Annotated in this window: 26 protein-coding genes; 10 read left to right on the top strand and 16 right to left on the bottom strand. The window is 68.9% G+C overall.

Annotation, left to right across the window (positions count from 1 at the left end; translation table 11 throughout):
• Nucleotides 1-9: 9 nt before the first annotated feature.
• The 5 genes from ACZ5ZX_RS08630 to ACZ5ZX_RS08610 form a co-directional block, all read right to left on the bottom strand.
• The gene (locus ACZ5ZX_RS08630; RefSeq protein ID WP_465501373.1) at nucleotides 10-867 is read right to left on the bottom strand and encodes an NAD(P)H-binding protein; all 858 of its coding nucleotides are present in this window, start codon (nucleotides 865-867) and stop codon (nucleotides 10-12) included.
• 30 nt (nucleotides 868-897) lie between these two features.
• Entirely contained in the window at nucleotides 898-2070 is a 1173-nt protein-coding gene (locus tag ACZ5ZX_RS08625; RefSeq protein ID WP_465501372.1) for an NAD(P)/FAD-dependent oxidoreductase, read from the bottom strand.
• 82 nt (nucleotides 2071-2152) lie between these two features.
• A complete protein-coding gene (gene sigJ, locus ACZ5ZX_RS08620; protein ID WP_465501371.1) occupies nucleotides 2153-3097 on the bottom strand; it encodes an RNA polymerase sigma factor SigJ in 945 nt (314 codons plus the stop codon).
• Between the two features lie 102 nt (nucleotides 3098-3199).
• The gene (locus ACZ5ZX_RS08615) at nucleotides 3200-4336 is read right to left on the bottom strand and encodes an FAD-dependent oxidoreductase (protein WP_465501370.1); all 1137 of its coding nucleotides are present in this window, start codon (nucleotides 4334-4336) and stop codon (nucleotides 3200-3202) included.
• Between the two features lie 115 nt (nucleotides 4337-4451).
• Nucleotides 4452-4880, bottom strand: a complete 429-nt coding sequence (locus ACZ5ZX_RS08610; protein ID WP_465501369.1) for a hypothetical protein — start codon at nucleotides 4878-4880, stop codon at nucleotides 4452-4454.
• Nucleotides 4881-5015: 135 nt separating this feature from the next.
• On the opposite strand from ACZ5ZX_RS08610, the gene ACZ5ZX_RS08605 reads away from it, so the two are divergent.
• The 3 genes from ACZ5ZX_RS08605 to ACZ5ZX_RS08595 are packed head-to-tail and all read left to right on the top strand — an operon-like array spanning nucleotide 5016 to nucleotide 6488.
• Complete coding sequence (locus tag ACZ5ZX_RS08605) at nucleotides 5016-5459, top strand: nuclear transport factor 2 family protein (protein WP_465501368.1); 444 nt, start codon at nucleotides 5016-5018, stop codon at nucleotides 5457-5459.
• The gene (lexA, locus tag ACZ5ZX_RS08600; protein ID WP_465501367.1) at nucleotides 5456-6112 is read left to right on the top strand and encodes a transcriptional repressor LexA; all 657 of its coding nucleotides are present in this window, start codon (nucleotides 5456-5458) and stop codon (nucleotides 6110-6112) included. The genes ACZ5ZX_RS08605 and lexA overlap by 4 nt, the downstream gene beginning before the upstream one ends.
• A gap of 34 nt (nucleotides 6113-6146) precedes the next feature.
• Nucleotides 6147-6488, top strand: coding sequence for a VOC family protein (locus ACZ5ZX_RS08595; protein ID WP_465501366.1), 342 nt, complete (start codon nucleotides 6147-6149; stop codon nucleotides 6486-6488).
• A gap of 2 nt (nucleotides 6489-6490) precedes the next feature.
• Here ACZ5ZX_RS08595 and ACZ5ZX_RS08590 read toward each other — a convergent pair whose 3' ends face one another.
• Complete coding sequence (locus tag ACZ5ZX_RS08590; protein WP_465501365.1) at nucleotides 6491-6838, bottom strand: DoxX family protein; 348 nt, start codon at nucleotides 6836-6838, stop codon at nucleotides 6491-6493.
• Between the two features lie 136 nt (nucleotides 6839-6974).
• Here ACZ5ZX_RS08590 and ACZ5ZX_RS08585 point away from each other — a divergent pair, with 136 nt between their 5' ends.
• From ACZ5ZX_RS08585 to ACZ5ZX_RS08575, 3 genes are read left to right on the top strand one after another with little or no spacing between them, the layout of a single operon-like run.
• Nucleotides 6975-7601 carry a TetR/AcrR family transcriptional regulator gene (locus tag ACZ5ZX_RS08585; protein ID WP_465501364.1) on the top strand — a complete coding sequence of 209 codons (627 nt, stop codon included), beginning with the start codon at nucleotides 6975-6977 and terminating at the stop codon, nucleotides 7599-7601.
• A complete protein-coding gene (locus ACZ5ZX_RS08580; RefSeq protein WP_465501363.1) occupies nucleotides 7582-8238 on the top strand; it encodes an enoyl-CoA hydratase/isomerase family protein in 657 nt (218 codons plus the stop codon). The genes ACZ5ZX_RS08585 and ACZ5ZX_RS08580 overlap by 20 nt, the downstream gene beginning before the upstream one ends.
• Before the next feature lie 17 nt (nucleotides 8239-8255).
• Nucleotides 8256-9329, top strand: coding sequence for a sigma-70 family RNA polymerase sigma factor (locus ACZ5ZX_RS08575; protein WP_465501362.1), 1074 nt, complete (start codon nucleotides 8256-8258; stop codon nucleotides 9327-9329).
• Here ACZ5ZX_RS08575 and ACZ5ZX_RS08570 read toward each other — a convergent pair.
• On the bottom strand, nucleotides 9223-10266 hold the full coding sequence (locus ACZ5ZX_RS08570) for an acyl-CoA desaturase (protein ID WP_465501361.1): 1044 nt from the start codon (nucleotides 10264-10266) through the stop codon (nucleotides 9223-9225). The two genes, ACZ5ZX_RS08575 and ACZ5ZX_RS08570, sit on opposite strands and share 107 nt — an antisense overlap.
• 460 nt (nucleotides 10267-10726) lie before the next feature.
• On the bottom strand, nucleotides 10727-11572 hold the full coding sequence (locus ACZ5ZX_RS08565) for a nitroreductase/quinone reductase family protein (RefSeq protein ID WP_465501360.1): 846 nt from the start codon (nucleotides 11570-11572) through the stop codon (nucleotides 10727-10729).
• Nucleotides 11573-11977: 405 nt separating this feature from the next.
• Between ACZ5ZX_RS08565 and ACZ5ZX_RS08560 the strand changes: the two genes are divergently transcribed.
• Complete coding sequence (locus tag ACZ5ZX_RS08560) at nucleotides 11978-13234, top strand: HNH endonuclease signature motif containing protein (RefSeq protein WP_465501359.1); 1257 nt, start codon at nucleotides 11978-11980, stop codon at nucleotides 13232-13234.
• 273 nt (nucleotides 13235-13507) lie between these two features.
• Here ACZ5ZX_RS08560 and ACZ5ZX_RS08555 read toward each other — a convergent pair whose 3' ends face one another.
• A complete protein-coding gene (locus ACZ5ZX_RS08555; protein ID WP_465501358.1) occupies nucleotides 13508-14401 on the bottom strand; it encodes an aminoglycoside phosphotransferase family protein in 894 nt (297 codons plus the stop codon).
• Nucleotides 14402-14677: 276 nt separating this feature from the next.
• Here ACZ5ZX_RS08555 and ACZ5ZX_RS08550 point away from each other — a divergent pair, with 276 nt between their 5' ends.
• Nucleotides 14678-15397, top strand: a complete 720-nt coding sequence (locus ACZ5ZX_RS08550; protein ID WP_465501357.1) for a hypothetical protein — start codon at nucleotides 14678-14680, stop codon at nucleotides 15395-15397.
• 115 nt (nucleotides 15398-15512) lie between these two features.
• On the opposite strand, the gene ACZ5ZX_RS08545 is transcribed toward ACZ5ZX_RS08550, so the two are convergent.
• The 6 genes from ACZ5ZX_RS08545 to ACZ5ZX_RS08520 all read right to left on the bottom strand — a co-directional run bounded on the left by ACZ5ZX_RS08545 (nucleotide 15513) and on the right by ACZ5ZX_RS08520 (nucleotide 20514).
• The gene (locus ACZ5ZX_RS08545) at nucleotides 15513-15887 is read right to left on the bottom strand and encodes a DUF427 domain-containing protein (protein ID WP_465501356.1); all 375 of its coding nucleotides are present in this window, start codon (nucleotides 15885-15887) and stop codon (nucleotides 15513-15515) included.
• A gap of 64 nt (nucleotides 15888-15951) precedes the next feature.
• Entirely contained in the window at nucleotides 15952-16716 is a 765-nt protein-coding gene (locus ACZ5ZX_RS08540) for an HAD family acid phosphatase (RefSeq protein WP_465501355.1), read from the bottom strand.
• Nucleotides 16717-16727: 11 nt separating this feature from the next.
• Nucleotides 16728-17897, bottom strand: coding sequence for a class I SAM-dependent methyltransferase (locus ACZ5ZX_RS08535; RefSeq protein ID WP_465501354.1), 1170 nt, complete (start codon nucleotides 17895-17897; stop codon nucleotides 16728-16730).
• Entirely contained in the window at nucleotides 17898-18860 is a 963-nt protein-coding gene (locus tag ACZ5ZX_RS08530; RefSeq protein ID WP_465501353.1) for a methyltransferase domain-containing protein, read from the bottom strand.
• Between the two features lie 5 nt (nucleotides 18861-18865).
• The gene (locus ACZ5ZX_RS08525; protein WP_465501352.1) at nucleotides 18866-19645 is read right to left on the bottom strand and encodes an enoyl-CoA hydratase/isomerase family protein; all 780 of its coding nucleotides are present in this window, start codon (nucleotides 19643-19645) and stop codon (nucleotides 18866-18868) included.
• Between the two features lie 56 nt (nucleotides 19646-19701).
• The gene (locus tag ACZ5ZX_RS08520; protein WP_465501351.1) at nucleotides 19702-20514 is read right to left on the bottom strand and encodes an ABC transporter ATP-binding protein; all 813 of its coding nucleotides are present in this window, start codon (nucleotides 20512-20514) and stop codon (nucleotides 19702-19704) included.
• A gap of 325 nt (nucleotides 20515-20839) precedes the next feature.
• On the opposite strand from ACZ5ZX_RS08520, the gene ACZ5ZX_RS08515 reads away from it, so the two are divergent.
• Nucleotides 20840-21388, top strand: coding sequence for a cysteine dioxygenase (locus ACZ5ZX_RS08515; RefSeq protein ID WP_465501350.1), 549 nt, complete (start codon nucleotides 20840-20842; stop codon nucleotides 21386-21388).
• The gene (locus tag ACZ5ZX_RS08510) at nucleotides 21385-21780 is read left to right on the top strand and encodes a rhodanese-like domain-containing protein (RefSeq protein ID WP_465501349.1); all 396 of its coding nucleotides are present in this window, start codon (nucleotides 21385-21387) and stop codon (nucleotides 21778-21780) included. The genes ACZ5ZX_RS08515 and ACZ5ZX_RS08510 overlap by 4 nt, the downstream gene beginning before the upstream one ends.
• A 3-nt stretch (nucleotides 21781-21783) precedes the next feature.
• On the opposite strand, the gene ACZ5ZX_RS08505 is transcribed toward ACZ5ZX_RS08510, so the two are convergent.
• Nucleotides 21784-22632, bottom strand: a complete 849-nt coding sequence (locus ACZ5ZX_RS08505) for a hypothetical protein (protein ID WP_465501348.1) — start codon at nucleotides 22630-22632, stop codon at nucleotides 21784-21786.

Here is a 22632-nt window from a genome sequence, read left to right as displayed (position 1 = left end):
GACGAGCGTTCAAGCACTCCGGCGACGCCGCGCCTGAAAGGCCGGCGCGTTGTCGCGCGCCCAGTCGGCGAAGGTGAGCGCGGGCCGTCCCAGGAGGTCTTCCACCGTGCCGGTCGTGGGCCCGGGGCGTTCGCTGTAGTCGGCGAGGGAACCGAGCAGGCGGGCGGGGACCTCCTCGGGCAGTCCCTGCGCGAGCATCCCCTGGCGCACTCGCTCGGGCGGAAGCTCCTGAAAGGACAGTTCCCGGCCGGCGGCCGCGCCGATGAGCCGCACCTTTTCGTGCTGGTCCACCGATCCCGGGCCGGTCAGCGTGTACACCGACGCGGCCGGGAGATCGCCGAGGAGGGCTCGCGCGGCGACCGCGGTGATGTCGGTTTCGTGGATCGGGGAGGTGGCCGCCCGTCCGTACGCGCCGCGCACCACGTCACCCGCCTGAAGCTGTGGCACCCAGGCCAGCGCGTTGGCGTCGAAGTCCGCCAGGCGCAGAACCGTCCACTCCAGACCGCAGCGGGTGACGAGTTCTTCGGCTTTCTTGAACTGGGCGGCGAAACGCGCCTCCCCTGCCGGGTACTCGACGGTGGTGGCCGACAGCAGCACCGCCCGCCGCACCCCCCGTCCGGCCGCCAGCTTCAGCAGCTCTTCGAGGCCGGGGCCGGTCGCCCGCGGACTGATCTGGATCGCTTCGACGCCTTCCAGCGCCGTTTCGATCCAGCCAGGGCGAAACAGGTCCCCGGTAACGATTCTCGCGGCGCCGGGGAGCCCGGACCCGTCGCCACGCGTCACCGCGGCGACGTCGATTCCTTGGTTCAGCACCGTATTCATCACCTGACGTCCCACGACGCCGTTCGCTCCGGTGATCAGGATCATGATCGTTCCTTTGTTCGGCAGGGCGGGTGGTCAGACGCTGACGGGCTCTTCGGCCTGGACGATGCGGCGGCGACGCGCGGGAAGCATCGACGTCGGGTGCGAGACGCTCCAGGCGGCGGCCTTGCAGATCATCTCCTTCAGCCGTGCGGCCGTCTTGCCGGTGACCGCGGACGGTTTGGGCTTGTCGTCCGGGGTCACCCACTGCACGACGGCGTCGCGGCGACCGAGACTGACGCACTGAGCGGTGTAGCCGATCTTGTTCGGGGGAATCGGGCCTCCGGTCAGCCGGGCGGCGATGGCCTCGGCCGCCTGATAGGCCGTGGGAACTCCCGAAGCGCACGACATCCGCAAGGTGTCGCCGTTCCCGCCCGGAGCGAACGCGGCATCGCCGACGGCGTACACGTCGGGGTGCGAGACCGACCGCATGGTCTCGTCGACGACGATCTGCCCGGTCGCGGAAACCTCCAGGGTCGTGGCCGCGGCGATGGGGTGGACGACGAAGCCCGCCGTCCAGACGGTCACCTGGGCCGGGATCTCGCGGCCGTCGACGGTGACCGCGCCGTCCGGCCCGACGTTCGCGACGCCGGTGTGCTCGTGCACGGTGATGCCGAGCCGGTCGATCACCTCGCGCAGGTGGCGCCGCGCCTTCTCGTTCAGCCAGTCGCCGAGGCCGCCGCGGGCGGCGAGTGCGACTTCGAGGTCCGGCCGGGCTTCGGCGATCTCGGTGACGGCCTCGATGCCGGTGAGGCCACCACCGACGACGAGCACGGTGCCGCCCGCGCCGAGGCCGGCCAGCCGCGCACGCAGCCGCAGCGCGGACTGCTTGCCGGCGATGTGGTGCGCGTGCTCGGCGACGCCGGGAACGCCGTGCTCGGCGGCGGTGCTGCCGAGGGCGTAGACGAGTGTGTCGTAGGCGATCTCGCCGGAACCATCGGCGAGGGCGACGGTCTTGCGCTCGGCGTCGACGGCGGCGACCCTGGCGATCCGCACCCGCACGCCCGTGCCCGCGAAGACGTCGGTCAGCGCGCGGGGCTTCAGGTCCTGGCCGGTCGCCAGCTGGTGCATGCGGACACGCTCGACGAACTCGGGGTCGGCGTTGACGAGGGTGATCTCGGTGTCGGCGGGGTGCAGCCGCTTGGCAAGGCGCCCGGCGGCGTTGGCTCCGGCGTATCCGGCCCCGAGGACGACGATGCGGTGCTTCATGGTCTCGCTCCTGTCTGGTCGGTGTTCGCTTCCTGAACCGGACAGCGGCACGAAACCTGACAGACGCGAGTTGTGATCCAGGTCACCAGTTGTCGGTGAGCGGCTCCCCGCGGTCCGAGGCGGCCCATTGGCGGGCCGCGCGATCGAGTTTGGCGGGGTTCGCCTGGGTGTGGACGGCCGCGATGCCGTCGGTGGTCACGTCGAGGGTGAGGACGATGACGACCCGGCCTCCGACCGTCAGCACCAGCGAGGGCATCCCGTTGGCGACCGCGGCGAACAGGACGGGCCGTCCGCCGATCAGCTCCCATCTGGCCGCACTGGGCCGGAACAGCCCGCGCAGGAACCTCGCCACCCGGAGCGCACCGGTGATCGGCCGCGGCAGCGAGAAGAACACCCCACCGGCGTCGCCCGCGTGGATCGCGTCGTCGGTCAGCATGCGCACCAGTGAGTCGGTCCTGCCGCTGAGTGCCGCGGCGAGGAACTCCTCGACGATCTTGCGGGCCGCGTCCGCGTCGACCTCGACCCGGCGCCGGTCGGCGGCCAGGTGCTGCTTGGCACGGCGGTAGATCTGCTGACAGTTCGACTCGGTGAGGTCGAGGACCTCGGCGATCTCGCCGTGCGAGTAACCGAACGCCTCGCGCAGCACGTAGACGACGCGTTCCTTGGCCGACAGCCGTTCCATCAGGGTGAGCATCGCGATCGAGACCGACTCACGCTGCTCGACGGTCTCGGACGGGCCGAGCATCCGGTCCCCGGCGAAGACCGGCTCGGGAAGCCACTGGCCCACATAGGTTTCCCGCCTGGCCCGCGCCGAGGTGAGCCGGTTGAGACAGAGGTTGGTGAGCACCTTCGTCAGCCATGCCTCTGGCGTCTCGATCAGCTCCCGGTCGGCGGACTGCCAGCGCAGGTAGGTGTCCTGCACCGCGTCCTCGGCGTCGCTCGCCGACCCCAGCAGGCGGTACGCGATCGCCTCCAGCCGCGCCCTCGCCGCTTCGAATGCCTCGACCTCGTGCGCTCCCACCAGCATGGTTTCCAGTTAACCATCTCGAACAGGCCGCGGCGGCGATCCCGCCGCGGCCGCCGACGGGATCGCCGCCGCGATGCTCGAGCTCCACCCATCGACCGAGGTTCAGGACGCGTGATCCCGGTCCCCGAACAGATCGAGCAGCCGTGCGGGGACCTCGTCACCGAACAGGCTCTCGATGAGGAAGTCCGCGTCGAGCGGGGTTTCCCAGCGCGTGAACATGGCCTCCTCGTATTCGGCGAGCGCGGCTTCGACGTCGCCGGGACGGGCGGCGAGGGCCTTGCCGAGTTCGGCGCCGTCGAGCATCGCCAGGTTGGCGCCTTCCCCGTTCGGTGCCCCGAGATGCGCGGCGTCGCCGACGAGGGTCACCCCCGGCACCCGGTCCCATCGACGCCCGGTCGGCAGGGCGAAGAACGGACGATGGATCGGCGCGATGTCGCTTTCGGTGATCAGCGCGACGAGTTCCGGTGCCCAGCCGTCGAACTCGCGCGCGATCCGCGCGGTGGCCGCGGCGGTGTCGGTGAAGTCGATGGCCTCGAACCAGTCCAGCGGTTCGGTGATCTCCACGTAGGCGTGCAAGGTGTCACCCCGCTCGTGGTGGGCGTTGATGCTCTTGCCCGGCGTGGCCCCGTTCCCGAACATCGAACCGCCGCCGACCGCCTTGGCCGCGGCGACGTGCCGGGTGTCGGCGTCGAACAGATAGGTCTCGACGACGGACGTGCCGGTGTACTCCGGGGTGGCGTCCGTGAGCAGCGGCCGCACCCGTGACCAAGCGCCGTCGGCGCCGACCAGGAGACCGGTGACGGTGGTGCTGCCGTCGGCGAAGGTCACTTCGTGGCGGCCGTCGTCCAGTGCCCGCGCCCCGACGGCTTTGCTCGCCCACCGCACGGTGCCGTCCGGAAGCGAGTCGAGCAGCATCTGCCGCAGTTCGCCGCGGTAGACCTCGGGACGGCCACCCGTACCGTCGTCGCCCTTCTCGAACAGGACGGTCCCGTCCGAATCGAGGACGCGCAGTGCCTGGCGGCCTTCCAGGATCAGCCCGCGGAACTCGTCCATCAGGCCTGCCGCCTCGACGGCGAGCTGACCGTTGTAGTCGTGGATGTCGAGCATCCCGCCCTGTGACCGGGCCATCGGCGAGGGTTCCCCCTCGTGGACGACGGCCGGAATCCCGTGAACGTGCAGCACCCTGGCGAGGGTGAGGCCCCCGAGTCCGGCACCGATGATCGTGACCGGAGTGTGCATGGTTACCCCTCGTGAATCGCGACTGAAATGACCTTTCAGATGCTGTCGCGGCTCCCTGGCAGGTGACGCACACCGCGCTGGCACGGACCTGGCAAGCGCTGTCTGCCGACGCGGCTCAGGACCTGGGGCTCACCAGCGTTTCCGGTTTGAACGCGTAGACAGCGCCGTCCTGGACGAGCACATGCCATTCACCGCAGACCTTGTCGGTCCGGCTTTCCTGGCCTCGCGGCCACCACGGGGCGACCAGCGTGGCCGCCTGAGGCGCGGCGGGGCCCGGCACGCAGAGGTCGGGCAGTTCCCCGCCGGTGAACCGCAGGAGCCGCTCCGAACCGGTGGTCCGGATGACCTCGGTGACCGACGCCGCCTTGTCCGGTACCCACTCCGGCAGCCGGGCGTTCTCGTCCCGCTTGCCTTCCGCGCCGGTCGGGTAGCCGACGGTCTTGACGTGACCGTTCGCCTTTTCGGTCAGGCCTTCCTTGAGACCGCATCCGGCCAGTGCGACCGTCGCCGTCGCGGCGACGAGCGCCGCCGCCGTGATCTTCATGTTCATACGATCGAGTCAAGCGGACGGAAAATGGCGGCGGGATCGGTCTTTCGGCCCCGCCGGGCGACCATCCGGCCGATCTTCACGGCGGATAACCGCCAGCACCCGCGCGCGCCGTGGTCCACGGTGGTGACCGTGACCAGAACACTCGATGCCCTGTCCGTACTCAAAGGCATGTACGCGGCGGAAGCCGCCTACTTCACCGCGGGCGGTCCCGGTAAGGCGTCTTTCGCGCCGCTCGCCCCGTTCTTCTCCCCCGATGTGGTACTGCATCAGGCGGATGGCCTGCCATACGGCGGAATCTGGCGCGGCCACGAAGGCATGGAGCGGTTCTTCCTCGCCATGAACGAGACCTGGGACGTCTTCGACATGGTGGAGCAGAGCTTCTTGAGCGGGAAAAGCCCGCTGGTCGTTTTGACCGAGGTGCACGTCCGGGCCAGGGCCACCGGCCGTGAACTGGACTTCCCGATCCTGCAGACGATCACCGTCGAGGAGGGGCACATCACCGAGGTGTGGCCGTTCTATTGGGACACCGCGGCGATCGCGGCCGCGGTGCACGAACTACCATTCCGCGGATGACCGCCTACCACGATCTTGACGTGTTCGAGGAAGCCGCTTCCCTGCCGGAGCGCCAGCAGAAGATCCTGCTGACCATCCGCGAATGGGTGGTCGAGCACGGATACTCGCCGAGCACGCGTGAGATCGGCGAAGCGGTCGGGCTGCGGTCGACGTCCTCGGTGTCGAAGCATCTGGCGGCCTTGGAGGAGAAGGGTTTTCTCCGCCGCAGCAGCTCGATTTCCCGGCCCATCGACGTACGCGCGTTCCTGCACGGCACCCGGTCGCCACAATCCACAGAGGACTCCGTGCCGGTTCCCGTCGTCGGTGACATCGCCGCGGGAACGCCCATCTCGGCCGTCGAGCACGTCGACGACGTGATGACCCTTCCGCGTGAACTTACCGGTCGCGGGAACGTCTTCGGGCTGCGGGTGCGTGGTGATTCGATGATCGACGCGGCGATCTGCGACGGCGACATCGTCGTGGTGAAGCAGCAGCAGGAGGCGCATTCCGGCCAGATCGTCGCCGCGATGATCGACGAGGAGGCCACGGTCAAGGTGTACCGCCGTCGCGACGGCCACGTGTACCTCGAACCGCGCAACCCCGCCTACGACGTCATCGACGGGGATCGCGCGGCCGTGCTCGGGGTCGTGGTCTCGGTGCTGCGCAGCGTCTGAGTTTCTGTCGGTGGGCCGGAGTAGCTTCCGGCCCATGTACGAAATCGACTTCGTCGAGTTCCCGTCGAACTCGGCAGACGACTCGGGCCGGTTCTTCGAGAAGGCCTTCGGCTGGACGGCGACGCCGTACGGTCCGGAATACAGCGACGTCCAGAGCGGCGGCGTGGTCTCGCTCGGCTTCCAGCAGGACGCCGCGCAGCAGCCCGCGGCGCCGCTCGTGACGATCCGCACCGACGACCTCGGACGGGCGAGGGATTCCGTCGAGGCGGCGGGCGGAGTCGTCACGGTCGAGCCGTTCGCCTTCCCCGGTGGGCGCCGGTTTCACTTCCGCGAGCCCGGCGGCGCCGAACTGGCGGTGTGGTCCCGGGACGCCTGAGCTCAAGCGGCGAACCCGAGCACCAGTGACGCGGCCACGGGCGCCAGGTACATCAGCGGGAACGCGACGTGTGAGGGCCAGTGCGCGCGGAGCACGGTGATCACGGCGCCGGCGAAGTAGAGCACCAGGCCGATCCCGGCCGCGACCCCGATCACGGGCACCCAGAGGCCTGCGATCAGCCCGAGCGCGCCCGCGGCCTTGGCGACACCGAGCAGGTTCCACCAGGAGTGCGGGACGCCGTAGTCGGCCAGCGGCTGCACGACCCACTTGGCGCGGAAGAAGATCGAGGCGGCCGAGAAGGCGGCCATGAACGCTCCGACGACGGTGACGATGACGTAAGCGGTGGACATTTCGATTTCTCCCTTGGTTCTCGGTGCTTCGTCGGGTTGACACCCGTCACCGGACCGATGTGACAGCAGGGCGCGTGAACCACGTCACAACCCGCGACGGCAAGTTTTAGAGCAAGCGCTCTGTTACTCTCGCCCCATGCCACGTCCCCGCGTGCACGATCTGGACCGGTTGCTCGACACCGCCGAGCGCCTCGTCGTCGAGGTCGGCACCCAAGGAGTCACCGTCCGGTCCCTCGCGACCGCGGCGGGAGTCCCCAACGGCACGATCTACCACGCCTTCGGCTCACTCGGCGCGTTGCTGGCGCGCGTCTGGCTACGTGCGGCGGGCGACTTCCTCGACCTCCAGACCGAACTGGCCGACCAGGCGGAAGACCCGGTCGCCGCCGTCGTGGCCGCGGCGGACGCACCCGCCGCGTTCGCCGGTCGAAGGCCCGAAGCGGCCAGAATGCTCCTCACCGTCAAGAAGGAGCATCTGCTCGGCCCGCAGGTCCCAGACGATCTCGCCGACGACCTCCTGACAGTCGACAAACGCCTGGTCGCGCTCTTGATCAGGCTCGCCGAGAGGCTCTGGGACCGCCGGGACGCCCAAGCCGTCGAGGTGCTCACGACCTGCGTGGTCGACCTGCCGACGGCCTTGTTCCGCCGCGCGTTCACCGCGGGCGAGCCGATCTCCGAAGACTCTCGTGCCCGGCTCGCCGCCGCGGTCCGCGCCGTACTGCTGCTCCCACCCCGAAAGGACCGAAATGCCCACGCTCCGCGATGACGCCCCGGTGTTCGTGCTCGACCTCGGCGACGACGAGAACCGCTTCTCTCCGTCGTGGCTGGAGACCGTCCATTCCCTGCTGGACACCGTCGTCGCGCATCCCGATCCGGCGGTGCTGGTCACCACCGGCTCCGGGAAGTTCTACTCGAACGGACTCGACCTCGAATGGCTCACCGCCAACAGTGACCAGGCCGGGAAATACGTCGCCGACGTCCACGAACTGTTCGCCCGCGTGCTCACCCTCGGCGTGCACACGGTCGCCGCGATCAACGGGCACGCGTTCGGCGCCGGCGCGATGCTGGCGATGGCGCACGACTTCCGGGTGATGCGCGCCGACCGCGGGTACTTCTGCTTCCCCGAAGCTGACATCAACATCCCGTTCACACCGGGGATGGCCGCGCTGATCCAGGGCAAGCTCACCCCCGCCGCGGCGATCGCCTCGATGACCACGGGCCGCCGCTTCGGTGGTACGGACGCACGAGACCTCGGGCTCGTGGACGCCGTCGCCGAGGAGCCCGCGCTGCTGGAGTACGCCGCCGACGTCGTCCGTCCGCTCGCCGGAAAGGACCGCGGCACCATTTCCGCGATCAAGACCACGATGTTCACCCCGGCCGTGACGGCACTTCGCACCGCGTAAGGGCACAATCGTCGATCGTGAGCGAAGATATTTTGCGCGCCGAGGCCCCGGACATCGCCGAAGCCCGCAACGGGGACGCCGCGGCGTTCGATCGCCTGGTGGAGCCGCTGCGCCGCGAGCTGCACGCCCACTGCTACCGCATGCTCGGCTCGCCCCACGACGCCGACGACGCCCTGCAGGACGCGCTCCTGCGGGCCTGGCGGGGACTGGAGCGGTTCGAGGGCCGCAGTTCGATGCGCACGTGGCTCTACACCGTCGCCACGCGCACCTGTCTCGACACCGCCGCCGCCCGCGGTAAACGCGCCCTGCCGATGGATCTGGGCCCGTCGAGCGAACGCGCCGTACTCGAGCACGTGCCGGTGACCGAGGTCGCGTGGCTCGGCCCGTATCCCGACGGGAGCCTCGGCCGAGGCCCCGCCGGACCCGACACGCTGTACGAACAGCGCGAGGCCGTCGAGCTGGCCTTCGTCGCCGCGTTGCAGCATCTGCCCGGCAATCAGCGGGCCGCGCTGGTGCTCTTCGACGTCCTCGGCTTCTCCGCCGCCGAGATCGCGTCCACAATGGACACCTCGGTCGCGGCGGTGAACAGCGCGCTGCAACGCGCGCGGGCCATCGTGGCCGAGAAGGTGCCCTCCCCCAGCCAGCAGCAGACCCTGCGGAAGCTCGAAGACGCCAGGGTCCGCGGGATCGCCGCGGACTTCGCCTCCGCGCTGGAACGCGGTGACGCCGACGCGCTCGTGGCGTTGCTGACCGAGGACGTCACCTGGTCCATGCCGCCGCTCTCGCACTGGTACCGCGGCATCGAGGCCGTCACCGACTTCGCCGTCGAGGTTCCGCTCGGCCGGTGCCCGAGCTGGCGCAGCGAGATCATCACCGCCAACGGCCAGCCCGCCGTGGCCTGTTACGTCGGCGAGTCGGCCGAAGCCACGCACCACGCCTGGTCGATCAACGTGCTCTCGCTGCGGGACGAACGGATCCGCGAGATCACGTCGTTCCTCGACCCGGCCCTGTTCCCGAGCTTCGGCCTTCCGCTGACGAAGCCCTGCTCGCCTGAGCACTCCCGCGCAGTGACAAGGAGCGGCCGGGATTGAGCTTGCGGCCGAGGCGGTCGGCCTTGGGCCACCGGACGTCGGTCGCCCAGCCCGCCTTCTCGAACAGCCAGATCAGCCGCGCGGAGATGTCGAGCTGACCGCGTCGGACACCGTGCCGGGCGCCCGTGGGGTCGGCGTGGTGGGAGTTGTGCCAGGACTCGCCCATCGAAGCGATGGCGAGCGGCCAGAAGTTCGCGGACTTGTCGCGGGCGGCGAACGGACGGTCACCGATCAGGTGACACAGCGAGTTCACCGACCACGTCACGTGGTGCAGCAGCGCGACCCGGACCAGGCTCGCCCAGAAGAACGCGGTCAGCGCACCCCACCACGACATCGTGATCAGCCCGCCGAGCACGGCCGGGGCCAGCAACGTCACGAGGGTGAGCACCGGGAACAGGCGATCGATCCGGGCGATGTCACGATCGGCCTGCAGATCCGGCGCGAACCGTTCGACGTTGGTCTTCTCGCGGTCGAACAGCCAGCCCATGTGGGCGTGCCAGAAACCGCGGGCCAGCGCGGCCGGGGTGGTGCCGAACCGCCACGGGGAGTGCGGGTCGCCCTCTCGGTCGGCGAAGGCGTGGTGACGCCGGTGGTCGGCCACCCAGCCGATGACCGGGCCCTGCATGGCCATGCTGCCGGTGACCGCGAGCGCGATCCGCAGGCCGCGGTTGGCCTTGAAGGCACCGTGGGTGAAGTAGCGGTGGAAACCGATGGTCACCCCGAGGCCGGTCAGGAAGTAGAACCCGACGGCGAGGCCGAGATCCACCCAGCCGAGTCCCCAGCCCCACGCGAAGGGGACGGAGGCGGCCAGTGCCACCAGTGGCACCACCGCGAACAGCTTGACGAGAAGGTTTTCGGTGCGGGACTGCTCCCCGGACAACAGCGGTTGCGGCGCTTGCCGCTCCGCACTGTCCGGAGGGGTGAGAACTGAGGTCATGTCGTCGTTTCTTGTCGATGGCCGGGACTGGTACCGGCTGGCTCAGCCGGTGACACGGCGCGACGCGAAAAGGCGACGCCCGCGACGAATTCTGCGCGAGCGTGCTGGACAACACGACACCCAAAACGTTGAGCTACCCCGTTCAACGAACGGTGTCGTCCGAAGGTTCCGTGTTGGGGTAGGAGGGCTCGCGAAACAGGTCGTCGTATCGCTCGCCCTGAGGGGCCGTGTGGTCGTGTCGCTCGACCTGAGTGTCGAGCGGGTGACTGAACAGCGCACTGTCCATGCTGTGAGTTTTGACGGTGAAACCTTTCGAATGGGGACCGCTCATCAGCGGTCTTCGGCGAGGCCGGGGGCGAATTCCGCCCGTCTCGTGCCGGATCGGCGTCACGCTGGAAGAGCGGCGCCACCTCCGAGGATACACGCCCCGGGGCCGGAACCCCAGGGCGTCCGTCCTCGATCAGCCGTTTGACGGCGCCGTCACGTTCAGCGCGGCGACGACGGCATCCTCCTCATCGGCGAAATGTGCTTCGAGCCTGCCCGCGAGCGAGTCGAAGTCGTCGCGCAGCCGGACCGGGTCACTCTCGCCGTGGACGTATCCCTCGACGAGGTCGCGGATCCGCTTCTGCAGCGCCGCGACGACGACGTGGTCCTCTCCGAGTTTCGTCAACGTCGGCGCGAGCGCGGGAAACCGTTGTGCCAGCATCGGAAACGCCCCCATGTCCTCGCCGGTATGATGTTTGGTCAGCGCCTCGCAGAACGAAACACAGTGCGCCCGCAGGGTTTTCTCCATAGTGAGCGAATCCGCGCGACCGGCGACGAGGTCGTCGACTCCGGCACGGAGCGTCTTGAGCTCCCCGCGCAACCATTCGTGGACCTCCACCAGGAAATCCCCCAACCCCCGCACCCGGTCGTCGATCCGGTGCAGGATCACGACGGGTAGTTCCCGTGACGTTTTCGCCTGATACTCGGCGAATCCCGGTTCCGCGGCGATAACCTTCGCGAACAGCGCGTCGCGCTCCGCCCCGGCCGGAATGGCCGCGATCGCCTCGTAGGTCCCGGTTCCCGTCTCGACGGTGACCCGGTGATCGTGCCGGATGTTGTGATACCAGCCGGGATGCCTCGACGCTCCCATGTTCGAGGCCACGACGACGGTCTTACCGTCGATTTCGAGGTACGCCAACGGATTCGTCCGGCGCTCACCGCTCTTGGCTCCGATGGTGGTCAGCAGGATCAGCGCCCACCCTTCGAACTTTCCCTTGCTCTGCCTGAATTCCTCGATCACCCTGTCGTTGAAACCGGTCAACGCGTTCCTTTCCATCACTGTGTCGACAGGAGGGCGGAATCGCCACTGGAAGAAGGGCACGACGACGATGACCCACTGATACAAGGGATCCCGAATACACCGCATGAAGGCGTCATCCCACGACGAGGGGATGCGGATTACGAGAGACGGTGTGTGCCGATCTCTGGTGGCTGAGTAGCCGCTACCTCCATGCATAGGCCCATACGGGGCGCGAAAGAGACGCTAGCACAAGGTCGACTTCTCGCGCACCTGTCTACGGGGTGCGTACCCGGCGTTGTGGGGAAGTTCAAGGACATGGGCCGGCAAAGTGTTGCCGGACTTGAGGTGATGCACCCACCGAGGGAAAACACTTATAGTCTGAATATGCGATAGCACAGGTGTTCGAGTGCGGGTATTGTTGGGGTCGTGGCCAGCGAAAACAGTCCCCAGGTGGTGCGTTCCGAGTGGTGGCGTGCCGATACTGCGACGCTGCATGCCCGTAAGCAGGAAATCGAGGTGTTGAAGCGTCAGTTGGAGGCGGAGCAGTACGCGATCCTCGCGGAAATCAATTCCCGCGGTATCCGCGGCTGCTCCGGCCATTCCACACTGTCGGCGATGATCTTCGAGGACTTCCAGGTCACGGACGCGGAAGCCGGGGCCCGGGCCGACCGGGTTCTGGCGTTGCATCCGGGGCCGTCTATCGGCGGAGACCCCCAGCCGCCGCTGGCGCCGTTGACCGCGGAAGCCGCCGCCGAGGGCGCGATCGGCGGTGCGCAGATCGACGCGATCATCCGCACCCTCACCCGCATCCCGTCCACGGTGTCGGAAGAGGCGATTCGGGGTGGGGAGAAAATCCTCGTCGACTTGGCCCGCCACGCGGGGCCCCGGCAGATCGCCCGCGCCGGACGACGACTCTTGGACACACTCGACCCCGACGGCAAAGAACCCCGGAGTGAGGATCCCAAGGACACGCGGCCGGAGTTGCGGTTCGTCAAGCACCGTGACGGAACCCTCGGCCTCAAGGCCCGGCTGGATCTGGAAACCTATGCGCGGTTGAAGTCCGACCTCGACCCGATGGCGAAACCCCACAAGGCCATTGACGGGGTCCGGGACTCCCGCACCCAGGACGAGCGCTACGGGGACGCGTTCACCGACTATGTGCGGTTGAAGACCACCAGCCGGAATCTGCCTGGGCAGGCCGGGGAAGCGACCCACATTCTCGTCACCATGTCGTATGAGGACTTGATCCGGGACCTTGGTGAGGCGCATCTGGATCTGGTCGGGCCGATCAGTGCTACCGATGCGCGGATCCTGGCCTGTGATGCCCGTGTCCGGCCCGGTGTTCTGGGTACCGCGGGCGAACCGCTGGATATCGGCCGGTCGAAACGGACGGTGTCGCTGGCCCAGAAGTACGCGTTGACCCTCCGCGATGGCGGTTGCGCGTTTCCCGGCTGCGACATGCCGGTGCCGCGCTGTACCGCGCACCACATTGTCTTCTGGCGACACCACGGCGAAACGAAGATCGACAACCTCGTGCTGCTCTGCACGAAGCACCACCGGCTCATCCACCACAGCGAATGGAAAGTCCAGATCGCCCAAGACGGACTCCCCGAATTCACCCCACCCGCTTATCTTGACCCCACCGGGGCTCCGAGACGCAACACCATGCACCTCAGGACATAGACCGAAGCTGCTGAGCTTCTGTGTGGAATCGGCCTGCGTGGGGTGCGCCCTCGCCCTGTCGTCGATCGCGGCCTTGGTGTGCACGTTTTCTGTGCGGTGATGAAGAACTAGGCATCCGCCTCGCGGATCGCGGCGAGGATCCAGCCGGTGAAGAACGCGGGATCGGTGCGAACCACAATCCTCCCCCTCGCCCAGGCCGGCGTGGAGCCAGCTCGCCTCGAACCTCACCGCCTTCGCCGCCCCGCACCCGACGCGGCACTTTCGCCTCACCCCTCAATGACCACACTCCTCCAGCACCGCACGGATCACGTGCCGCGCGTTGCTTGCCATCGCGGCGTTCGTCTTCCGGTAATACGGCAGTGCGATCAGCGCTTGCGAAAGCGTCCGTCCTTGGCCGCGGATCCAGGTCGCGTCGTCCACGCGCAACGACTCACGGAAGACCTCCCTCGCCTCGGCGGGCAGCAGATTCCAGGCCGGGAACAAATCGCAGGCCGGATCGCCCATCCCCAGGCAGCCGAAGTCGATCACCCCGGAAAGCCTGTCGTCGTCGACCAAAAGGTTGCCCGGCATCAGATCCGCGTGCAGCCACACCGGTGGCCCGTCCCAGTCCGCGGCTGCTGAAGCCTTCTCCCAGACTGCGATGGCGGCGTCACAGTCGACGTTCTCCTCTTGAATCACGCGTAGGTGCTCGATGGCCGCACGGGTCTCCGCGTCGAGCGTCGCGAGTGGTCCGCCGCGGTGTGCCGTCGGCGCCCCCGGGAGGGTGATCTTGCGCATCGCCGTCACGAATTCCGCCAGATCTTCGGCCAACTGGACGGGTCGGTTCAGCGCACCCGCCCGCGGATGCTCCCCCGGCAGCCAGCGATATACCGACCATCGCCATGGATAGCCCTCGTCCGCCTCGCCCGCCCCGGCCACTTCGGGAATGGGCGCGGGCAGCCGAGACGCGAGTCGGGGCAACCACTTCTGTTCCAGCGCCACGTCCTCGGCACCGCTCTCGCCGAGCGGCAGCCTCACGACGAGGTCGTCACCCAGCCGGAACATGGCATTGACCGTGCCACCGGACGGCCACCGTTCGACCGCGAGCCCGGCCCAATGGGGGAACTGTGCCGCGATCAACCGCCGTACGAGATCTTCGTCGACGGGATTCCTCTGCCCGGTACTCACGGCGAACATCTGACCGCCGGACGTCGCCGACCGTCAAACGGTTTCCGAGCGCGGCGGCGACGTCGGCGAGCGACGAACGCGTCCGCGCCACGCCTCGACCCGGTCGAGGAACCGATGGAACCGCAGCACCCCGCTCACCGTGGTGACCGCGGCGAGCTCTCGACCACACCGCCGACCGCCCCGAACGGCGGGCGCGGCGGAACCCCCACCACCGGCGGTATGCCCCCGCCCACCGACAAGATGCGCGTCACTTGATCTTGCTGGAGACTGCCCAGCGTGCTGCGGCCGGTACTCGACCCGTCCCCCGCCGAGTGGATCTCCGCCCGACTCGGTGGGGCGTTCGGCGCGGCCTGCCGCACGGTCCCCCGCGGATATGCCGCCTACGCCCGGATCTGCCATCCGGCCGAACGTGACCGCGGCGGCTGGGCGAGCTGGAGCGAAGCCGCGGCGGAAACGGGCCGGCGCGCACACGGCGCCATGCAGTGGCACGCCCTCGTGGGCTCCCCGGATCCGGTGAACCTCACCGGCTCGCTCTGGCGGGGCTCACCGCCCGGCCGCGGCACTCTGCCGTCGCACAGCCTCACGGCCCTGCTGGCCGTCCTGGGTGACCATACGTCCACCTCGGACGCCTGGTTCTGTCTGTGGGAGGGCTACGGCTGGGCCGACGAGGCCACGCTGTCCCGCGAACACCTGGACGCTCCCCGGCTGCGGCATCCCGGCCGCGACTACCTGCTGTTCACCGGGCCGCTGACGGCAGCGACGCGACTCGGCTGGCGGCCGCGGCCGAACTGGTTCGAGGCACAGTCACCCAACCTGTTCTGGCCGGACGACCGGGCGTGGTGCGTGGCCACCGAAGTCGACTTCGACTCGACCCTCGTGGCAGGCGAGGAGGCCCTGATCGACGCACTCCTCAAAACGCCCGGCCTGGAGGCCTGGCGAATCGAACCCGACACCTCGCTCGCCGCGGACGCCGACCGGATCAACCAGCTCCCTTGACGGCTACGCGGAGTAAGATCACGCCGCAATCCAGAAGACCCTCAAGTGCCATGAAAGGTCCTTTCCTTGCAAATTTTGCAAGGAAAGGACCTTTCATGGCACTACGAGAGGCGGGTCAGCGCTCTTCGATCGCGTCCACCTTCGACGGGTAGAAAGCGACGTGGTCCTTGATCTCGGCGACCGCGTCGTGCGGCGCTTCGTAGGTCCACACGGCGTTCTCGGCGAGGCCGTCGCCGGTGCGGATGCTGTAGTACGAGGCGTCGCCCTTGAACGGGCAGTACGTCGAGTGTTCCGTCCGTTCCAGCAGGTCGAAGTCGACGTCGGCGCGCGGGATGTACTGCGCCGGCGGGTAGTTCGCCTCCTGCAGCGTCAGCGCGTTCGCGCTGTCCGCCACGACCTTCCCGCCGACCGTGACGACCACCCGCGCCTTGTTCGGCGACACCGTGATCGGGTGGTCCGCGCTGGGCTTCAGCACCTTCTTGTCAGACATGGATCAGCTCCCTCGGGGGTTTCCGATACCGGGCACAGCGACCGTGCCCGCGCGGATATTCCCCTCAGGGCAGGTAGTACATCGGGTTCGGCAGCTTCACGGGGAACTCCGCGTAGCCGCCTTCGAGGTCGCTGAACTGGTCGCCGAAGTTGAGCACGATGGTCGCGCCGGTCGAGGCGATGTGCTTCCGCGTGCCCGCCTTGTACTGCACGGTGGTGCAGGTGAGCCCGCACGGCAGGTAGTCCGGCGCGGTGGTCTTCGGCTTGAAGAACGCGCCGGCCGGGGCAGGGAAGCCCTCGTTCGCGAGGTTCTTGAGCGACTGCGGGCCCTGGAACTCGTTGCGGCCGGTCAGGAAGTAGATCTTGACGCCGCGCTGCGCCGCCCAGTTCGCCAGTTCCAGCACCGGCTTGTTCGCGACGAAGGTGCCCTTGTCGATCGCTTCCTGCTGCTTCTTCGGGTCGAAGCCGAAGTCGTTGTCGGCCTCCCAGCCGTAGGTGACCTCGGAGGTGTCGTCGACGTCGAGCACGATGGAGGGGTTCTTCACACCGTGGTCGAGCCGCCGGTTCAGGTAACGCTTGGCGTCTTCGACCTGCCGCTTCGTGTCGGACACGAAGCGGCTGTTGTCGGAGTAGTGGTGCTTACCCGCGCTGTCGACGACATCGCCGTAGTAGGCCTTCACGTCGAGTTTGACCTGGCCGATGTTGGCGGGCTCGTGCCCGCGGTGCCAGGCGGCGTCGTCGGTGTTCGCGACGGCGGTGGCGCCGCCGGCGAGGACGGCTCCGGCGGCCGCGGCGGCGGCCAGTTTCAGCAGACCGGTGAACCGGCTCATGGAAATGCTCCTCACGTCAGCTGTGCGCGGCAAAGGAACGCTACTCCAGAACGACCGATTCTGGTCAGTACCAAAGTCGCTTCTTCACCACCGCGAGGTTTCAGCTTGCGGCGCAAGGCATCCGGGTCTATATCGAGACCGCGGACGAGGATCTCCAACCGACCGATATCGTGTTTTTTCAGCAGTACACGAAGATTCTTCTCACTGTACGGTCCGTACTCGAATACCCGGAACGCCCGGATTCCCGGCGGCGGAGCGTCGCCGGTCAGGTACGCGATGCGTTCGTCGAGCTGCCACAGGCCATGCCGCGCGGCGTAATGCCGCACGAGTCCCGCTCGGACGACGGCGCCGTCGGGGTCGACGATCCATTCACCCGGTTCACGTACGGGGATCTCGTCGGGGTCGGCGTCGGTCACCGTCCACTGTGCACCGTCCGAACGCAACACCGTCGCCCGGCGCGACACGGTGGATCCCACCCCGCGCCAGAGGCACGCCTCGCGGACCTGACCGTCCAAAGAGACCAGTTCGACCTCGTCGGCCCAAGGCGCGATGGAGAAATCGAGACCCGGCGCGCATTTGACCGACAGTTCGCGGCCCGCGTACGCCTCGACCAGTCCGTCCAGTGGTGGCAGGAAATCGGCGGGTTTCCACGCCCGCCGCCCGGCCGAGTCACGACGGGCGGGGTCTGCCACGACGACAGCGGACCGGCTGACCGGCCGCAGCGCGTCGGCCCGCAGCAAGCCAGGGGAAACCCCGGCCTCGACGGCGTTGTGCCGCGCCATCGCCAGCCGGACCTCGTCCAGATCCGAGCCCAGTGCCCGAGAGGCGACGCGGGCGATCTCGATCAGGTCCGCGCCGACGGAACAGGTCACGTCGTGGACGTCACGGCCGGCGAGCCGCGCGGCCCGGTGCCGGGCGACCTCGGTGGCACTGGCCTGCTGGAGCGCGTCGCCGGTGAACAGCCACGAGCCCGCCGAGTCCAGTTTGGACGCGGACTTCCGTCGCAGTACCACCGTTTCCAGCACCGCGGCCGCGTGGTCCGGGGCGATCCGGCGCACGGCGGCGACATCGGCGATGCGGGTCTTGTCGGTCAGCGGCAGGGACGAGCACTCGGCGAGCGCCGCGCTTCCCGCGCCGGAGCGCAGGAAGGCGACGTCGTCGAGTGAGAACCGATACGGCACCTACGACCGCTTGGTACCGGTGATCATCACGTTGTAGAACAGTTCGCGCGGCAGCACCTTCGCGAGCAGCTTCTTGTCCAAAGCGGACAGCCGCAGCCACAGCCGGTACGCGAACAGACGCCAGCGCAGGGTCAGTTTCTCCTGCGGCACGGCGGCTTCGAAGGTCCGGATCGGCCAGCCCGCGAGCGCGGCCGCGAACTCTTCGGTGACCGCGCGGACGTCCTGCGCCCCGGCGCCACGAGCCATCGACTCCAGTTCGGACGGGTCGAAGGTGTGGATGTCGACCACGGCCTCCAACGCGGCCGCACGGGAGGACTCGTCGAGTTCCTCCTGCGGGCGGCGCCAGCCGTTCAGCACCGGCAGCTTGGTCAGGTTGGTGGTGAGGTACCAGGTGAGCTGGCCGAGCTTGCGCGCGTAGAAGTCGCCGACCTTCGTCGGCTCCCCCGCGAACACGAACCGGCCACCCGGCTTCAGCACCCGCAGCACCTCGGCGAACGCCGCGCGGACATCCGGGATGTGGTGCAGCACCGCGTGCCCGACGACGAGGTCGAAGCTGTTGTCCTCATAGGGAATCCGCTCGGCGTCGGCGACCCGGCCGTCGACGTCGAGGCCGAGGTTCTCGGCGTTGCGCAGCGCGACCTGGACCATGCCCGGCGAGAGGTCGGTGACCGAACCCTTCTTGATGACGCCGCCCTGCATCAGGTTCAGCAGGAAGAAACCGGTGCCGCTGCCCAGTTCCATCGCGGTCGGGTACGGCTGGCCGTCTTCACCCGCGACCGCGTTGAACACGTCGGTCGCGTAGGAGATGCACCGCTCGTCGTAGGAGATGGACCACTTTTCGTCGTAGGTCCCGGCTTCCCAGTCGTGGTACAGCACGTTGGCGAGCTTGGGGTCGTCGAAAGCGGCCTTGACCTCTTCGGCGGTGGCGTGCGGGTTCGGCGCCGGATCGTTCACCTGGGTCATCCGGGTCACTTCCCCTCGAAGGTGGCCTTGCCAGGACCGTTTTCGATGAACGACTTCATGCCGTTGCGCTGGTCCTCGGTCGCCCACAGCGCGGCGAAGAGGTGCGCTTCGAGTTTGAGACCGCTCGCGAGGTCGGTGTCGAGACCGCCGTCGATCGCGGCCTTCGCGGCGCGCAGGGCCACGGCGGGACCGTTCGCGAACTGCGAGGCCCACTTGTGCGCGGCGGCGTAGACGTCGTCCGGCGCGACGACCTCGTCGAGGATGCCCAGCGCGAGCGCCTCTTCGGCCTTCACGAACCGGCCGGTGAACACGAGGTCCTTGGTCTTGCTCGGGCCGATGAGCCGCGCGAGGCGCTGTGTGCCACCGGCGCCGGGGATGACGCCGAGCTGGATCTCCGGCTGGCCGACCTTGACGTTGTCGCCGGCGATCCGGCGGTCCGCGGTCAGCGCGAGTTCGAGGCCGCCGCCCAGCGCGTAGCCGGTGATGGCCGCGACGACCGGCTTCGGGATGTTCGCGATGGTGGCCAGCGACGCGGTCAGCGCGGCGCCGAACTTCGCGATCTCGGGGTACGTGCGCTCGGCCATCTCCTTGATGTCCGCGCCGCCCGCGAAGGTCTTCTCGCCGCCGTAGAGGATCACGGCGCGCACGTCGTCGCGCTCGGAGGCCTCACGGGCCGCCTCGGCCAACTCGGCCTGCACCTGGTTGTTCAGCGCGTTGACCGGCGGGCGGTCCAGCCGGATCGTGCCGACCCCGCCCTCGACCTCCAGGCTTACGAACTCTCCCACGCCAGTCCTCCTTAACAGTCCAAGACAGATTGCAGGCTACCGGTCAGTACGACCCGTCAACGGCGACGGGCGAAGTAGCGCTCACCGGACCGTTCGAGCAGGAGGTCCTGGTCGAACGTCTTGGACAGGTTGTCGCTGGTCACGACGTCGTCCATGAGGCCGGAAGCGACCGCGCGGCCGTCGCGGAGCAGCAGCGCGTGGGTGAATCCCGGCGGGATTTCTTCCACGTGGTGGGTGACGAGCACCATGGCCGGGGCCTCCGGGTCGAGCGCCAGCTCCGAGAGGCGCGCGACCAGGTCCTCGCGGCCGCCGAGGTCGAGTCCGGCGGCCGGCTCGTCGAGCAGCAGCATCTCCGGGTCGGTCATCAGCGACCGCGCGATCAGGGTCCGCTTGCGCTCGCCCTCCGAGAGTGTCCCGAAGGTGCGCTCGGCCAGGTGCGGGATGCCCAGCGCGCCCAGCAGTTCACGGGCGCGGTCGGTGTCGAGGCTGTCGTATTCCTCACGCCAGCGGCCGACGACGGCGTACCCGGCGCTCACCACGACGTCGAGCACGCGCTCTTCACCGGGCACCCGCTGGGCGATCGCGGCCGAGGTGAAGCCGATGCGCGGGCGCAGGTCGAAGATGTTGACCTTGCCGATCCGGTCGCCGAGGAGGTCGACCGTTCCCGAGGTCGGGTGGAGTTCGGCCGCGGCCAGCCGGAGCAGGGTGGTCTTGCCCGCGCCGTTCGGGCCGAGCACCACCCATCGCTCGTCCAGTTCCACGGTCCAGTCGAGGTCGGCGAGGAGATCATTGCCTGTTCGGCGGACCCCGACACCGGTCATCCTCACCACGAGGTCGTCAAGTTCGCTGGGCTGGATCGGCTCACTCACGCGCCCATTGTGTCCGCACACGCGCGCGCGTGAACACCGGGCCGCCGGTCCGCGGAAAGCGGCTGGTCCAGGAAGTGGGACGCGGCGTCCCCGGCGGGGTGGCTGTGGCACGATCGGAGGCATGATCAGGTCCGTGTCCGCCGCCTTCCCCGTCATCGGGGGCTCTTTCTGGCGCCGCCGGGCCATCGACCTGCTCCTCGTCGCCTCCTGTGGGTGTACCACCGCGCGACACGGCTGAGTCCCGGCTCTTCCGACTCCCACCCCGTGTCGCGCCGCGTTCGGCCCTGCTTTCCCGAGCCCGCGAGTCTTCACGAGGAGCCCCAAGTTGACCACGTCCCTTTCGCCACGCCAGGACTTCGAGACCCACCCGCAGCTGGTCGACCCGCTGCTACCGGAGCTGCTGCACCCCGAGCGCCTGCTCTGGACGCCGCGGGAACTGGCCGAGCTGACCTCCACCGTCGCCACCGAACTGACCACCGGCCTGCGCGGCCTGCTGCGCTTCGACGAGGACCGCCGCTGGTGGGCCCGGCTCGCGCTGACCGACGGCGTCGAGCTGTGGCTGCTGTCCTGGCTGCCCGGCCAGCGGACCAAACCGCATGACCACGGTGGCGCGTCCGGTTCGTTCACCGTCCTGCAAGGGGAACTCGGCGAGGAGTACCGCTACCCCGGCGGCCCGATCCGGCGCCGCACGCACGTCGTGGGTGAGAGCATCGGCTTCGGCGCGGGCCGCGCGCACCAGGTGACCGGTATCGGCACCGAGCCCGCCGCCAGCGTCCACGCCTACTCGCCCCCGCTGGTCGCGACCCGCGAGTACCGCACGCTCGCCGACGTTCCCGCCGAGATCCCCTCGCTGGCCCCGATACTGGGTCGATGAGTGCGATCGACGACCTGCTGGCGTCCGCCCGGTCCGGACTGGACCGGGCGGAGCCCGGGCAGGCACTGCGGCTGCAACGTGACGGCGCCTTGATCGTGGACATCCGTCCGCACGTCAACCGGCTCGAAGAGGGTGAGATCCCCGGCTCGGTGGTCGTCGAGCGGATCCACCTCGAATGGCGGCTCGCGCCGGACAGCGAATGGCGGCTGCCGGAGGTGAAGCCCGACTCGACGGTGATCGTCGTGTGCAACGAGGGGTATGCCTCCAGCCTGGCCGCCGCCGACCTTCGGCGGCTCGGCCTGCCGGGCGCGACCGACCTCGAAGGCGGGTTCCGCGCCTGGCGTTCGGCCGGCCTCCCGGTCCGGGAAGGCGGCACTCCCGCCGTCCCCTGACGCCTACCGGATCGTCAGCCTGGCGACCGAGTCCGGGGACAGCGGCAGGGCCGCGTCGATCGCCGAACCCCGCGTCGGGCGCGGATTGACCAGGACGCCGGTCGCCACGGCTCGTCCGGCGGCGGCCGCCACGACCTCGCGCCCGGTCCGGCGGCGGATCCGGGGCCAGCCCGCGCCGGTGGCCGCGCGGTACTCGGCGAGCAGCCGCTCGTCGGTGAAGACGCAGAACCAGTCGCCGTGCGTACCGAGCCGGGCCGGGAGCGGCGCGCCCGCCAGGTCCGCCGGACCCCACACCGAGCGCTCGAGGAAGGTCCGCAGTACCGGGGACACCGGCTCGCGGGCGACCTCGGGAAGCGCGCTGGGACTGGCGAGCTCTTCCCGATCCGGCCGGACGTTCCTGGCGAGCCACTGCGAAGCGAGCCTGAAGTCTTCTCCGGTGAGGTCCTCCTGAAAGCCGTCCAGGCTGTTCTTGACGCTCCCCAGGAATTCGTAGAACCGCCGGGTACAGGTCCGTTCGGACACGGTGACCTGGCCGCGGGCGACCAGCCCCCGGAGCCTGCCGACCATTCCCGACTCGCCGTCGGCCGGGTCGACGCCGAGGTTGTAGGCGGTCCAGACGATCTCGGGCATGAGCGGGTCGGCGGACCGGCCGAGGACGCGGTTCAGCCGCAGGAGAACGATCTCGCGCACCCGGGCAGGCTCGGCGTCCTCGGCGATGCCCCAGATGGCGCGCAGTTCGGGCCCGAGCGCGCGGGCGAGCCCCTCCTGCCGGATACCGGCGCGGGCGTGGATGTGATGCAGCCGGTCTTTGGCCCGGCGCGACAGTTTCGTTTCCTTCGCCGAAGCCACCAT

The sequence above is a fragment of the Amycolatopsis sp. NPDC033938 genome (genome assembly GCF_055575975.1).
Note: the sequence above shows the minus strand (reverse complement) of the source record. Positions and strands in the feature narration are given on the sequence as shown.

Excerpts from the sequence above, each read along its gene's own strand:
- ACZ5ZX_RS08590 (WP_465501365.1), bottom strand. The coding sequence starts at position 6,838 with ATGTCCACCGCTTACGTCATCGTCACCGTCGTCGGAGCGTTCATGGCC.
- ACZ5ZX_RS08570 (WP_465501361.1), bottom strand. The coding sequence starts at position 10,266 with ATGACCTCAGTTCTCACCCCTCCGGACAGTGCGGAGCGGCAAGCGCCG.
- lexA (WP_465501367.1), top strand. The coding sequence starts at position 5,456 with ATGACCGCCTACCACGATCTTGACGTGTTCGAGGAAGCCGCTTCCCTG.
- ACZ5ZX_RS08595 (WP_465501366.1), top strand. The coding sequence starts at position 6,147 with ATGTACGAAATCGACTTCGTCGAGTTCCCGTCGAACTCGGCAGACGAC.
- ACZ5ZX_RS08540 (WP_465501355.1), bottom strand. The coding sequence starts at position 16,716 with ATGAGCCGGTTCACCGGTCTGCTGAAACTGGCCGCCGCCGCGGCCGCC.
- ACZ5ZX_RS08625 (WP_465501372.1), bottom strand. The coding sequence starts at position 2,070 with ATGAAGCACCGCATCGTCGTCCTCGGGGCCGGATACGCCGGAGCCAAC.
- ACZ5ZX_RS08585 (WP_465501364.1), top strand. The coding sequence starts at position 6,975 with ATGCCACGTCCCCGCGTGCACGATCTGGACCGGTTGCTCGACACCGCC.
- ACZ5ZX_RS08510 (WP_465501349.1), top strand. The coding sequence starts at position 21,385 with ATGAGTGCGATCGACGACCTGCTGGCGTCCGCCCGGTCCGGACTGGAC.
- ACZ5ZX_RS08580 (WP_465501363.1), top strand. The coding sequence starts at position 7,582 with ATGCCCACGCTCCGCGATGACGCCCCGGTGTTCGTGCTCGACCTCGGC.
- ACZ5ZX_RS08630 (WP_465501373.1), bottom strand. The coding sequence starts at position 867 with ATGATCCTGATCACCGGAGCGAACGGCGTCGTGGGACGTCAGGTGATG.
- ACZ5ZX_RS08505 (WP_465501348.1), bottom strand. The coding sequence starts at position 22,632 with ATGGTGGCTTCGGCGAAGGAAACGAAACTGTCGCGCCGGGCCAAAGAC.
- ACZ5ZX_RS08615 (WP_465501370.1), bottom strand. The coding sequence starts at position 4,336 with ATGCACACTCCGGTCACGATCATCGGTGCCGGACTCGGGGGCCTCACC.
- sigJ (WP_465501371.1), bottom strand. The coding sequence starts at position 3,097 with ATGCTGGTGGGAGCGCACGAGGTCGAGGCATTCGAAGCGGCGAGGGCG.
- ACZ5ZX_RS08545 (WP_465501356.1), bottom strand. The coding sequence starts at position 15,887 with ATGTCTGACAAGAAGGTGCTGAAGCCCAGCGCGGACCACCCGATCACG.
- ACZ5ZX_RS08610 (WP_465501369.1), bottom strand. The coding sequence starts at position 4,880 with ATGAAGATCACGGCGGCGGCGCTCGTCGCCGCGACGGCGACGGTCGCA.
- ACZ5ZX_RS08530 (WP_465501353.1), bottom strand. The coding sequence starts at position 18,860 with ATGACCCAGGTGAACGATCCGGCGCCGAACCCGCACGCCACCGCCGAA.